This window comes from uncultured Gulosibacter sp., assembly GCF_963509965.1.
Lineage (GTDB): Bacteria > Actinomycetota > Actinomycetes > Actinomycetales > Microbacteriaceae > Gulosibacter.
This window is the reverse complement of record NZ_CAUPDE010000005.1, coordinates 45,146-58,043: the sequence shown is the minus strand read 5'-3', so window position 1 is coordinate 58,043 and position 12,898 is coordinate 45,146. Positions and strand designations below refer to the sequence as shown.

Below are 12,898 nucleotides of genomic sequence, written 5' to 3'. Positions count from 1 at the left end.
CCACGCGGCACGGTGCTGGTGGGCGCACTTCGGCAATGACACACACCGTGCGCGCAACCACGCAACTGCTTCGCTCGGGACTGTCAGCCACCACCCGCACTACCCGCCTGGTCATCCACCGGGCTGGTTGGTCGGCGCTCGCACTACTTGCTGGGGCGCTGGTGCTCGCGCTTGCCTGGGGGTGGGTCGAAGCGGCCGCGATCACGCTCTTTCTCACGGTGATCGCACTCATCGCCCTCGCGGTGGTATTTGTGCCGGTCACTTTTCGGGTGCGTGTTGATTTCGAACAGTCGCGTGTGGTGGTGGGGCGAGTGAGTGTCGCCTACCTCGCCGTGACCGCCAGTCGCCGCGGCAGCCGCGCCACCGTGGTCAATGTGCCGGTGGGCGAGCTCACCGCATCCTTTCTCGTTCCCCCGTTGCGACCACGTGAAACCTGGCGGGAACCGTTCATTATCCCCACTGAACGCAGGCAGGTGCTCACCCTCGGCCCGGCCGCTGCAACCCGGGTTGATCCGCTAGGGCTGCTAAGCCGCGACACAATCTTGTCGAACCAAACCGAGCTGTACGTGCATCCCCGCACCCTCGCACCCGACTACTCAGCAATTGGGCTACTGCGTGATCTTGAGGGTGAGATTTCGCCGACTATTTCGCCCTCGGATATTGCCTTCCACTCGCTGCGCGACTACTCGCCGGGCGACGACCGTCGCCACGTGCACTGGCCCACCTCGGCCCGGCTCGGTCGGCTGGTGGTGCGCGAGTTTGAACAAACCCGACGCAGCGAACATCTCGTGGTGCTCGACCTGCGACAAAGCTCCTATGACGGTGACGAGGCCGCAGAGCTCGGCCTCAGCGCCGCCTGTTCATACGGGCTTGAAGCCATCTCACTGGGTCGCTCAGCATCGGTGCGCTTCGGTGAAACCGAAATGCCGTTGGTCACCCCGATGCGGCTGCTGGATGCCGCCAGCGATATCAAGTTCGTTGCCGAGGGGCCGATGCTCGCCGAACTCGTTCACGCGGGGCTGCGCGAACGCCCGCAGGCGTCAGCCGTCACGATCATCACCGGCGAACGTATCGACACCGATGAGGTGCTGCGCGCCGTGCGCACTGTCCCGCTATCGGCGCGCCCGCTGGTGCTGCGCACCGCAGCTGGCGGCCGCGTGGTGCGCGGGCGTGTCGCCGAGGCGCCGAGCTTCACGTTCGCCGATCTCAGCGATTTGCGACGCATTAGCGGGGTGATGGTGCAGTGAACCGGCCGGCACAACCACCGCTCACTCTGGTGCGCATGGCGATCATCGTCACCGCGCTGATCGTGCTGCACCTACCGGGCGTGTTCGCGCACGAACCGGTGTTTGCGCAGGGCGCCGGTATGCGAGCTGCCGCATTCGGGGCTGGGCTCGGCATCGTGCTGGCAGTGGTTGCGGCCCGTTGGCGCTGGCACTGGGTGAGCACCGCCGGTGTTGCGGTGCTGGTGTATTTCGCGTTCGGTGCGGTTGCAGCCCTGCCACAAACCACCCCCGACGGTATCCTGCCGACAATTAACACGCTCACGGCGCTGGTGGTGCAGCCCGCAAACGCATGGAAAGACCTGCTCACCCTGGTACCACCCGCATACCCCTTTATTGGGCCGGCTGTACTGCCCTATTTCACCGGATTTGTTTCGGCACTGATCGCCGGTTTTGCCGCGATGAACCGCCGAGCAGTGCTCACCACGCTGCCGCCGCTGATCTGGTACGTAATCGGCGCCGCCTGGTCGGTGCCCTACGCTCCCTATGCGCTGTGGCTGGGAATCGGGCTGGTAGCAGCGGTGAGCGCCTGGCTTGCGATCGTTGCCGGCTGGAGACGTGCAGATCTCGGCACCGACATCGCAGTTGGTGAAGCCGCCCGAGTGGCCGCCCGCAATGTGGGCGAGAGTATCGACAGCTCACCAACGACAATGCACACCACCGTGCACACGGGCCAGCAGCGGCGACGCGTGGTGGCCAGCCCACTGCGACGCGCCGCCGCAACACTCGGCACGATCGCGGTGGCCGCGCTGATCGCCGGACTGATCGCGCCGATGTGGCTCGGTGCCACGCCGCGCACCGTGTTGCGACACTATGTGGCACCGCCACTCATGGTGCAAGATTTACCAACGCCGCTCGAACGCTTCCGGCACCTGAGCGCCGATCTGGTTGACGAACCGATCGTGACCGTTTCTGGACTCCCGAAAGACGGCCGCATCCGGTTCGCCGCGATGGACCACTATGACGGTGTGCGCTGGGGAATCTCCGAACCCGATGCGGGCCACGGCTTCCGGCAGATCGGGGAGGTTGTTTCACGCGCGGATGAAGAACAGCGAAATCCAGCAGCCCGCGACTACGACATCGCAATCGATCTGCACCGCCCGGTTTCGCGCTGGGTGCCGAGCCTGGGGCATGTCGAAAAGGTGAATCTCTCAGACAGCGCGGCGTCTGCCTCACTGTTCTATGACGTTAATCTGCAATCGGCAGTGGCCGCCGCTCCGTCACCCGAAAATATGCGAATCGAGCAGAGCGGCTGGGTAGAACCGGGCTGGTCAGAAGCTCAACTCAGCGGTTTAGAGTTCGGCAAATCACCTATTCGTGCGGCCGAGCAGCTGCCCGATAACCTGCCAAGTCTTGCCGCCTCGGTGACCGCAACCGCGTCGTCACCGATCGACCGGGTGCGCTCACTCGAACGCCACTTTCGCGACACCGGCTACTACGCGAACGGTCTCGAATACCCCTCAGCCCCCGGTCACAACAACAACCGCATTTCGCAGCTGATCGATGGTGAACAGATGATCGGCGACGACGAGCAATACGCCACCGCCATGGCGCTTGCGGCGCAAAGCCTCGGTATTCCCGCCCGCGTGGTGGTTGGTGTCTACCCTGAGAACTACACCGGCACACAGATGGTGCTGCACGGTAGCGACGTGCACGTGTGGGTTGAGGTTGAGTTCGAACAGGTTGGCTGGGTGCCGTTCGATCCGACCCCACCAAAAGACCACACCCCACAGACCGAGCTGCCCGAACCCAAATCGGTGCCACGGCCGCAGGTGTTGCAGCCGCCAGAACCGCCGAAAGAACCCCCGCAGCTGCCATCCGAATATGAAGATCGCGATATCGATGATCCGGTGCAACCGGGGGCACCCTTCCCGTGGTTTGCCGTGGGTGGCGCATCGTTCTTGGTGTTGCTGCTGCTGGTGCCGATACTCGGTGTGCCGCTCTATAAGGTGTGGCGTCGACAGCGCAGGCGCAGTTATCACGGGCGCAGTGGTGTGCTTGCAGCCTGGTATGAGGCCGAAGACTACGCGATTGATGCGGGGTTTGTGCCGAACAAGGCCGGTACTGTGCTCGAACACGCCCAGCTGCTCGAAACACAGCGGCAGCTTGGCGGTACGGCACTCGCGCTCGCGGGTGAGGTGGGAGCGGCCGAGTTCTCGGGCCAGCCGGTAACGAAGTCTGAAAACGATCGTGCCTGGGACGCCGAACGACGATTGCGCCACGCACTCGCGCCCGAGGGGCCGTGGCAGCGGTACCGCATCCGGATGTCGTGGCGTACGCTCAAATCACGACACCGCCGGAACCGTGCCGAAAAACCGCGTGGCCGGCACCGGAACAGTGAGTAAGGAGCGCTAGGTGGCTACCGCCAGCCCTCAGGGGCCAGAGATTGCTGGATACACGTGGCGAGAGTTTCTCGGACGTGGCGGCAGCGCCGATGTGCACCTGTATCGCCAGCACGTTCCCAAGCGGGATGTCGCCATTAAGGTGCTGCGTCAGCAGGAAGGGCCGCGAGCGGCCGCCGCGATTCGCCGCGAAGCCAATGTGTTGGCGCAGGTGTCATCGCATCCCGGTATCGTCTCGCTCTACGCCACCGGCCGCACCGATTCGGGTGCGCCATGGATGGCACTCGAAGCCTGTCGACCACCGATCTGGGAGCGCGGCGGAACCACCCTGAGTCTCGTAGACGCGCTGCGATACGGGGTCATTATGGCCGGTGCGCTCGCGACGCTGCACTCGGTGGGGATTGTGCACCGGGATGTGAAGCCGGCAAACATCCTCGTCACCGAGTTTGGTGCGCCGGTGCTCACCGACTTTGGTATTTCGGGTGCCACTGGGCTGCCGATGCGCCCCGGCGAGGGTGGGCTATCGGTGCCCTGGGCCGCACCCGAGGTGCACTACGAGAAGATCACGGTGTCGCCAGCGCAAGATGTCTACTCGCTCGCGGCGACAATCTGGACGTGGCTAGCGGGCAGCTCACCGTTCGAGATCCCCGGCGGCGACAACTCCCGCAGCGCGCTGGTGGCGCGAGTGCTTTCGGCACCGGCCGGTGCTATCGCGCGTCGCGATGTGCCCGATTCGGTAGCTCAACTGTTGCTACGGGCAATGTCGCGGGATGCGGCGAGCCGACCATCAGCGGCTGATTTTGGTCGGATGCTGCAACAGCAACAGCGGGAACTCGGTATTCCCGAAACCGAACTCGAGATCCGCTCGTTCGGCACGGTGCGCGAGGGGCGCGCCGCGGTTGAACTCGCAGACGACCCTGACGCCACCCGCATTCGCCCCGTATCGGTCATCAGCGCGGCAACCACCCGGCAGCAAGCGTTCGACTTTTCAGATCAGCCCATGGCGCGCCACCTGTCAGACTCGCTGCAGCGCAGCACCGACGGCGAAAACGCAGTGCGGGCGGCCGCGCCGCGCCGCGCATCGGTGGTAGGTAACGCCCTGGCGATTGCCGCCGGGGTGCTTGTGGCCGGGGTGCTGATGTTTGCGCTCTTGCGGGGCGGTGGTTGGACTGTCGCACCGGCAGGCGAGAGTCGCAACCAGAGCAGCACCGAAGACGTCGTGCCAACTAGCGTGCCCCAGGTGTCGGAACTCAAATTGACGGTGAACGGTGAGGATGTGGTGGCTACCTGGCAGGCCCCCGACTATGTTGCCGAGATGAGCGGAAAACCGTTTGGCTACCGCGTTGAGCGGGCAGGGCACGAAACAATCATCGAGCTGACGGCAAACAATTCGGTGACATTCCCGATTGTCAGCGGCTCGAACTGTATCGAGGTGTGGGTGCGCGGTGCCGATGGGCAGGTGTCGCCGAGCCAGCGCGCCTGCTTGACGCAATAGTCGTTCAGCGACCAGTTGCCGGAGTATCTCGGCAGTCTTGCGCCACCGTGTCTGCGGCGATGACCGATAAGTTGCGAAAAGCTTTCGCAGGGCGAGTCGCTCGGGGTACACTGCCCCTTGTCGGTGATCAAACGGGCGGTAGCGGGGAGGACGCAGTGACAGAGAACGTTGAGGTAACTCCGGAGGCAGTATCGACTGCCGAGCATCTGGTCACCTCAAGCGGCGAGGTGACCAACGAGACCGCGTCGAAAGTGAACGAGGCCTCGGCCCGCCAAGACGAATCTAAGTGGACCGACCTTTCAGAAACGAGTACGGCACAGGTTCGCAGCCAAAAGTTCATGGCTACGCTCGCCGACCGGATGCGCGAGGCGGCCGAGGTTGCCGAGCGCTACGCGCAGCTGCTCACGCAGACCCACGAAGAGTTTCAAGCGCTTGACGAGGCTGCCCAGCAGCAAATGGCCGACCAGTTCGCGCAGCTCGATGAACGCACGGGCCTGAGGCAATACGAGCAGTCGTTCGACCCGTACCGGCAGCGGCAGCAGCTCATCGAAAAGTTACGTTTCATGCCGCAATTCATTCGGTCGTCGGTGTTCAGTAACGATGAGGTTCTGGCAAGTTTGTTGCCCGGTTCTACCGACGCTGAACGGGCCCAGGTGCGTGAGGTGCTGCAGCGCGAGAACCCGCAGTATTCCGCCATTGACGAATACCACAAGCAGCAGGTGCAGGCTGACACCAGCGCCTCAGCTGGTAACTAGCCAGCCGTGAGTGAAATTTTTGCAAGAGGACACTAAGGACTAAACCGTGGGCTACTACGTTGACCGACTCAGCAAGGTGATGCAGGCGAACCTCGGAGCCTTCACCTTCGACTCAGTCGAACTGACTGCTGCGGCCGCTCAACTCGACTCGAGTGCTCGCAAACTGCAGGGCATCATGCAGCTCGATTCGATGTTTGGCGGCAACACCGATGTTGCCATCCGCTCAAGCTTCGACAAGCTCAGCAATTACATCGACATGCTGCAAGAAACCGCGCTGCAGGGGAGCTCGATTACCGACGAGCTACAGGCGCACATGGAGACCGCTCAGAGCGAGTACCAGAACCTGCCCAGCGGCGGAGTGAACTTCTGGGAGTATGCCTACGGCAAGTTGCCGGTGGTGTGGTCTCCAGAGACCGGCATCACCAGTGGCTCGAGCTTCCTCGAGGGTCTGCGTGCACGCCGCGAAGAAGAGCGTGAGCGCCAAGCTCAAGAGGCACTGCGGAGACTGCGCTCCGGCATGGACCGTAGCTCTCTTGAGATCCCCGAAGTGCTTCGTGAGAAACTCCTGCTGGACGGTCCCTACGATGCGTCATCCTCGCCGTATTTCACCGATCGCAGCGGGGTTCCCAGCGGCCAGCCCATGGTGTACTCTCCCTCGACGAAGGTGCCCCCCGCATCCGAATGGCCCATCAAGGTGTACCGTCCCGGCGAAATGAGCCAGGACGGGCCACTCGACAACGGCTACTCGCTGCCCCTCGACCCGCGTGACGGTGCTGCCCCGCGCGACCCGGTGATTCGTGATCTCGCCGAGCAAGAAATGCGCCGTCAGGTAGCCGGCGGCACGCTGCTCGCCGGCGCCGGCGCCGGAGCTGGCGCGCTCGGTCTCGGCGCTGCGGCCCTCGGTGGCCGTGGGGGCGCGGCACTGGTGCCCAACGCTGCACTGCCAATGATGCCGGCAGCCGGGGTGCCGGCCGCAGCCGCTGGTGGCATGGCTCCCCGAGCCGGCGGAATGGGCATGATTCCGGCAGCCGGTGGAATGGCCGGTGGTGCTGCGGCGGGCGCTGCTGCGCGCGGCGGCCGCGGAGCTGGATTTGGTGGTGGCGCAGGTGCTTCCGGCGCTGGCGCGAGCCGTAGCGTGAATGCCCCCGGCGGTCGCGGTATGGGCGCTGGCGGTGGTGTCCGCGGTGTAGGCGGCGTGGGTGCCGGTGCAGGTGGCATGAGTGCTGGTAGCGGTGCAGGTGCTGGTGCCAGTAGCAGTGCTGCTGCAGGCGCGGGTGCCGGTCGCGGGGTTGGTGCGGCCGGAGCAGCCGGTGCCGGTGCTGGTCGCGGTGGCATGGGCATGGTTCCCATGGCCGGTGCTGCCGGCGCCACCGGTGGCGCCAAAGGCCGTGATAAGCGTGACACGCGGCGCCGCAGCAACTATGGGGCCTCGGGTGTTGAGTTTTATGACGCGCCGGCGCAGGTCGACGTTGGAGCTGCCGGTGACGCCGGTGCGGTAACCGACCGCGTGATTGAGGTCGCGGCTCCAGAAGGTGACCGCTGGTGACTGTAACCAACCGAGTGGGGGGAGTTGCACGTCGCTGGCAGAAGACTGCGGCCGCCGCCCTCGTGGCGTTGAGTGGCAGCCTATTGCCACCGCTTGCGCACACCGCAGCGGCTGCAGAGTCAACCGCATGGTTCAATACCGAGCTCGGCTATGCGCAGCTTCTTGAACAGGGCCATGACGGTTCAGGAGTGACGGTCGCTGTTGCCGAAAGTGGCGTCGACCTCGATTCGCCCGACCTGCAGGGAGCGGATATCGAGTTCGTGCCAATGCCCGATGAATGCGCACCGCTGCGCGACATTGCCAAGCAAGAAAAATTGACCAACCTCGATGGCGTCGACTACGAAGGCTCAGTCAACCACGGCACCAATGTGGCCGCCATGATCGTCGGCCAGGGCGGCCCTGATCGCATCCAGGGCGTAGCGCCGCGCGCAAAGCTACTGGTAATGGAGACCCCGTTTGTGCTCAGACCGAGCTCTTCAAAGTGGCCCAGCGAGTGCGATCCGGCAAAGGTGCTCAGCGCAGGACGCATGGCGGATGCCGAGCGGCACGGTGCCGACATCCTGTCGATCTCGGTGGTGGGCCCCATCCAACCGGGTAACTACGATAACGCCTACTGGCAGATGCAAGACAGGGCACTGGTGACCGGTGCCGGTAACCGCAAGATGGTAGAGGCTGAATCGGCCGGGCTGCCGGGCGTGGTGGCCGTTACCGCCACCAAGCAGGGCAACAAGGCAACCGATTGGGCTTCGGCAGGTACCGAAGTCACCGTGGGAGCACCCGGCGAGGGGCTCGTGCTGCGTGGCAGCGATGGAAAGCTATCGACAAACGGCGCGGGTACGAGTTTCTCGGCGCCCATTGTTGCTGGCACTCTCGCCCTTGGACGTCAGCAGTGGCCCGACGCCACCTACAACCAGCTCATCCGATCACTCACCGCAACCGCGACAGGCGGTGGCGCTGTTTCAGACGAACTCGGATACGGCGGCATCGACCCGGTTAAGTTCATCCAGAACGACCCCTCGCAATATCCGGATGAGCCGCTGCTCTACCCCGACTCGATCAACGCCGACCCCGAATGGCTCGCGGTTCGCGATGTCTGCGAGGGCTTCCTCCTCGACGAAACCTTGGGATATCCGAGCAACTATCGGGTGGATGCGGGTATCAATCCCGAAGTTGTGAAGTGGCTCCCTCAGGAAGCCAAGGATGAGGGCTGGCTCGGCGCAGCGCCCGAGGCTGACTCGTGGGGTGCACCAGCACCGGGTGAATCGGAACGAACCGACGCAGCGGGAGATTCTGCAACTTCGCAGTCGCGGCCGTTGGGTTCTTTTCCCGTCATCGTGATCGGTATTATCGCCGCGTTCGTGGTTATCGCGGTGGTGGTGATTGTGGTGGTGGTGGTGGTGATTGTCGCGAGCCGCAAGAAAAAGCAGCCCGCGCACGTGGCGCCACCGCAGGGAATGTTCCCGCCCGGTGGTCAACCGCATGGTTATCAGGCACCCCCGGGCTCAACGAACGGCCCTCCGGGCGGTTATTCGAACGGCTACCCGAACCAGTTTCCGGGTGAACAGCAGCGATCACAACCACCCAGCTAGTCTTCGCTTTTGATGAGAAAGCCCTGATCAGAGGCGACCCCCAAAAGTAACGGAAAAGTAAATTGTAAAATTACTCGAAGCCCGTATACTGCACACGCAATCCGCACGAAGCAGGCACACGTCTGCGAACCAATACACAGAGGTGAATCATGACTGTTAACGCAGAAGCTGGTGCCATTGATCGTGGTGCCCAGATCGTCAGCACGTCGCGTAACGAGCTGACCCAGACCATTTCGAACCTCCGCGGCCAGATCGAGGCAATCTCGGTGGGTGCTTTCGATGGTCGTACCGCCACCCAGTTCCGTCAGCTCATGACGCGCTGGGACGAAGACGCCAACCGCCTCGTTTCGGCTCTCGACAACTTCGAGTCAGACCTCCGCGGCACTCAGGCAGACTTCGACACCACCGATGAAGAGCGCGCCGCTTCGCTCAACATCGAAACCTCGAACATCAACTTCACCTACGGCGCCTAGTCGGCGGGAACGAATCGAAAACGGAGAATAATCATGACTGACATTCGTGTTGACTATGGCGTAGTTGCCAACGCACAGAACGACATCGACGCCGGTTCGCGCAACATCTCGAACCAGCTCGACGACATGGAGAACCAGCTCAAGCCGCTCGTTGAGCAGTGGACTGGTGAAGCAGCCAACTCGTACCAGGTCGCCAAGGCGAACTGGAACTCGGCCCTCACCGACATGAGCCAGGTGCTCCAGCAGATCAAGGGCCTCCTTGGTGAATCGGCTTCGAACTTCAACCAGACCGACCGCAGCGGCGCAGCCCGCTTCGGTGGCTAGTCAGTTCTGACGCAGCGAAAAGACCCTGGTGGTAAGCCAGGGTCTTTTTGTGTGTAAGGGTTGCAGATACGTGCGTGCCGCCGCTGCAGCTAGCGCAGCCGCAACCTGAACCGGCCGATGTGAATCTCGTCACCGGGAAGCAAAGCCACGGGCGAATCAGCACTGAGCGCGAGCTCGTGTCCGTCGCGCACTAGGCGGGTGCCGTTCGCCGAGCCAAGATCGGTGACAAGCACCGCGCGCTCCATCACCTCAATTGCGAAGTGTGTGCGGGAGATCGACCGACGCTCATCCACGATCGTCACTACCTTCTCGCCATGCTCAGCCACGGGCTTGCGGCCCACGAGCATCCTGCCAGCGAGCTGCTCGTGTTGGCCGTCTGGGAGCAACAATTCGGTCGGGGCAGTGGGTACCGCAGCCTCTTCGGCAACCTGAGTCTCGTCGATTGACTCGAGTTCGGATGCCACCTGCTGAAACAGGTCTGGCAACCGGTCACGGACAGGTAGGGCACGTGCTGCTCGGCGCGAAAGTGGCGCGGGCGCAGAGGGTTTGGGAGCTGTAGTAGCCGCCTGGGACGCCGCATCGGACGGCGGCGTATCCGGCGCGATAGGAGGCGTCGCCGCAGCTGTAGGGGATGGCACAGCTGCAGAACTCGCAGGCTCAGACTGAGCATCGGCGACTGGCGGATCGGCGGGTGCCGGCGTAGCTGGGGCGCCTGCAGGTGAACTAGGTGCAGTGGGCCTGGGTGGCACAGGGCTTACCTGCCTGGAGGCAGGACGTGGCGTCTGCAGGCCCGGATGATTGGGAGCCTCAGCGGGAATCTCAGCGGGAGCCGCCCCGGGTGGTGCCGCGGGGCCAGACTCAGCCGAGGCGCTAGCTGGGGCGGCGGGCGCCACCGGTGGCGGTGTGAAGCCTGGAATCGCTGGATTGGAGTTAGCTGGCTTGGGGGCTGCAAAGCTCGGGACCGCCGAGCTGGGGATCGACTGATTCGAAACCGCAGGGCTGGGCACTGCCGGGTGTGGCGCCGGCGGTACCGCCGGCACGGGCTGTGGCGACCCCGGATGCGGCTGCTGCGGCTGCTGCGACTGCGGCGGCTCCGGTAGCTGTGGCAGCTGCGGCAGCGATGGTGGAGCGGGAGCCGCGGTCGCAGACGGCGCGGGGCTGGCGATTCCCGGGCCGATGAAACCAGCGCGAACACCGATACTGGTTCCGCCTGCCGCACCGACGTGACCGGGCACACCCGGGTCGGTAACCGTGCCGGCAGCTGGCTGAGCATCCACTTGCATCCCGGTGGTTGCCGGAGGCCCAGCCCAGGTTTCTTCAGGAGCCGATTGCGCAGCACCCGTTTCGTGCCAGAGCTGTGTCGATTGCTGCGTGCCAAAACCGTGATCCTCAATGGCTCGCTGCACGTCGAGGTTTGCTGGCTCGGTGTCGGCGCGGTGTTCTGAGCCAACCCCGAACACCGAAGTCAAGATCCAGATACCCGGGGTCGCCCCGGTAATGCGCCAAACGAAGCACCACACCAGCAGCAATTGCGCGCAGACAATGATGGTCAGTAGCGACGACTTATGGCTCAGCCACCAGCAAACCCCCGCAGCTGCGCCAACAATAGCGAGGTCAAGCAGCAGCCCCAGCCACGGCACTCGGCCCGAGCGAGACCCTGGCGACTCGGTGGTTGCGAGCGCGTCAGCAGGGGGTGTTGCCACGGTAAATGGTCCTCTCATTTGGGTTTAAAGCGCGAAGCGCGCGCACGCTGGCGGGCATTATACCGCCGATCGAACCGCGCTAAACAGGCCGGAAGTGACGATGGCCGCCGGAATCGCCAGCCCGAGTGCCACGCGTTCAAACACATCCGCCATACGGGTGATTAGTGGCGCATACATGCCATGCCGAATCCAAATACCCACGGCGCAGCAACCCGCGGCGCCCGCAGCGGCACCACCAATCCACACCAGATCGTCACCCGGCGGGCGCATGGCGAGAAAACCACACAGCAGCACCACCACGACCAGGCGCGGTGTCCAGCGTGCAAAAGCGGTGCGTGAATCACGCGGTTGCAGCAGGAAGTGAGCGAAAGCTATACAGATCAGCGCGAGCGCCGCCCAGCCCTCGATAGTGGGTTGACCGACAACGGCCATCACTCCCGGCGCCGAGGCAACGAGCACAATACAGGCCGTGCTGATTGCGACGGTATAAAGACCACTCGCCAGACGCAGGGTGTGGCGCACGCGGGCAGGAGTAATGCGGGCCGGGGGACGCGTCTCGGGCGCGTGAACTGAGGGGGCGGTGCTCATCACCGCGGGCATATCGACGAGCTGTTCATCAGGCACCCGCACCGAAAGTGACGGCGCAAGACCCAGCATTGCCACGGCAGCGGCAACACCGAGCGGGGCGGCGATGGCGTTGTTGGTTTGTACGATGCTGATAATCGACAGCCCAGCGGCGGGAATCACCCAGAGCCGGATCGCCGACTCATAGTGTTCGTGTCGGTGTAGCGTCGGCACCAGCACTGCCGCGAGCACGCCAGCCCAGGTAAATGCGAGCGCGTACGACCAGCCGGCGGCAATCGCGGGATGCGGCACCAGCACGGCACCACAGGCTGCGGCCACGACCGGCGCAGTCAAGCCATGCCAGATCGGCTGCGTCGGCAGCCGCCACAGTAGCGACACTGCCGCCACGGCGAGTATCGCGGCGAGTGTGAACCGCAGCGGCCAATTGCTCGCCATCAAGAGGCTGATGATTGGGCTGAGCGCCGTCAGGATGCAGATCGCGGCTAGTGGCGCAAGCGAAATTCGCTGTTCAACCTGCGCGGCCGCTTTCACAGCACTGGTGCGTTCGGCTGACGTGGCTTCGTGCCTGCTTCGCAAGAAGATCGTTGAGCCGGCCGGGATGGTGGCGCCAAACACTTCCGACTCGGCGAGCTTGCGGCCAAGCTCATCGAACGCATCCACCGGGTCGGATGCGGTGCTCACCTGCGCGAGCACACCTGCGACTGTCGAGCGCGCGGGAACTGCGATATCGAGCACCTGGTCGCCCCGGTAGAGCGTCGCGGTGGTCTGGCTATCGGGCACGTCCTGCACCTCGTTTCGGCCCG

At 64.0% G+C, this 12,898-nt stretch carries 10 protein-coding genes; 8 read left to right on the top strand and 2 right to left on the bottom strand.

Annotated elements, in window-relative coordinates:
* Positions 1–35: 35 nt before the first annotated feature.
* The 8 genes from RQ865_RS05050 to RQ865_RS05015 all read left to right on the top strand — a co-directional run bounded on the left by RQ865_RS05050 (position 36) and on the right by RQ865_RS05015 (position 9,807).
* The gene (locus tag RQ865_RS05050; protein ID WP_311478029.1) at positions 36–1,247 is read left to right on the top strand and encodes a DUF58 domain-containing protein; all 1,212 of its coding nucleotides are present in this window, start codon (positions 36–38) and stop codon (positions 1,245–1,247) included.
* A 35-nt stretch (positions 1,248–1,282) separates the two neighbouring features.
* The gene (locus RQ865_RS05045; RefSeq protein WP_311478028.1) at positions 1,283–3,628 is read left to right on the top strand and encodes a transglutaminase domain-containing protein; all 2,346 of its coding nucleotides are present in this window, start codon (positions 1,283–1,285) and stop codon (positions 3,626–3,628) included.
* A 10-nt stretch (positions 3,629–3,638) separates the two neighbouring features.
* Entirely contained in the window at positions 3,639–5,120 is a 1,482-nt protein-coding gene (locus RQ865_RS05040) for a serine/threonine-protein kinase (RefSeq protein ID WP_311478027.1), read from the top strand.
* Between the two features lie 155 nt (positions 5,121–5,275).
* Entirely contained in the window at positions 5,276–5,875 is a 600-nt protein-coding gene (locus RQ865_RS05035) for a hypothetical protein (RefSeq protein WP_311478026.1), read from the top strand.
* Between the two features lie 46 nt (positions 5,876–5,921).
* Positions 5,922–7,421, top strand: coding sequence for a hypothetical protein (locus RQ865_RS05030; protein WP_311478025.1), 1,500 nt, complete (start codon positions 5,922–5,924; stop codon positions 7,419–7,421).
* Entirely contained in the window at positions 7,418–9,010 is a 1,593-nt protein-coding gene (locus RQ865_RS05025) for a S8 family serine peptidase (protein WP_311478024.1), read from the top strand. Before RQ865_RS05030 ends, RQ865_RS05025 begins: the two co-directional genes overlap by 4 nt.
* Positions 9,011–9,159: 149 nt before the next feature.
* Positions 9,160–9,483, top strand: a complete 324-nt coding sequence (locus tag RQ865_RS05020) for a WXG100 family type VII secretion target (RefSeq protein WP_311478023.1) — start codon at positions 9,160–9,162, stop codon at positions 9,481–9,483.
* Between the two features lie 33 nt (positions 9,484–9,516).
* On the top strand, positions 9,517–9,807 hold the full coding sequence (locus RQ865_RS05015; RefSeq protein WP_311478022.1) for a WXG100 family type VII secretion target: 291 nt from the start codon (positions 9,517–9,519) through the stop codon (positions 9,805–9,807).
* 89 nt (positions 9,808–9,896) lie between these two features.
* Here RQ865_RS05015 and RQ865_RS05010 read toward each other — a convergent pair whose 3' ends face one another.
* Positions 9,897–11,510, bottom strand: a complete 1,614-nt coding sequence (locus tag RQ865_RS05010) for an FHA domain-containing protein (RefSeq protein WP_311478021.1) — start codon at positions 11,508–11,510, stop codon at positions 9,897–9,899.
* A 57-nt stretch (positions 11,511–11,567) separates the two neighbouring features.
* Positions 11,568–12,875 (bottom strand): hypothetical protein, encoded by a 1,308-nt coding sequence (locus RQ865_RS05005; RefSeq protein ID WP_311478020.1) that lies wholly within the window; start codon positions 12,873–12,875, stop codon positions 11,568–11,570.
* Positions 12,876–12,898 lie beyond the last annotated feature (23 nt).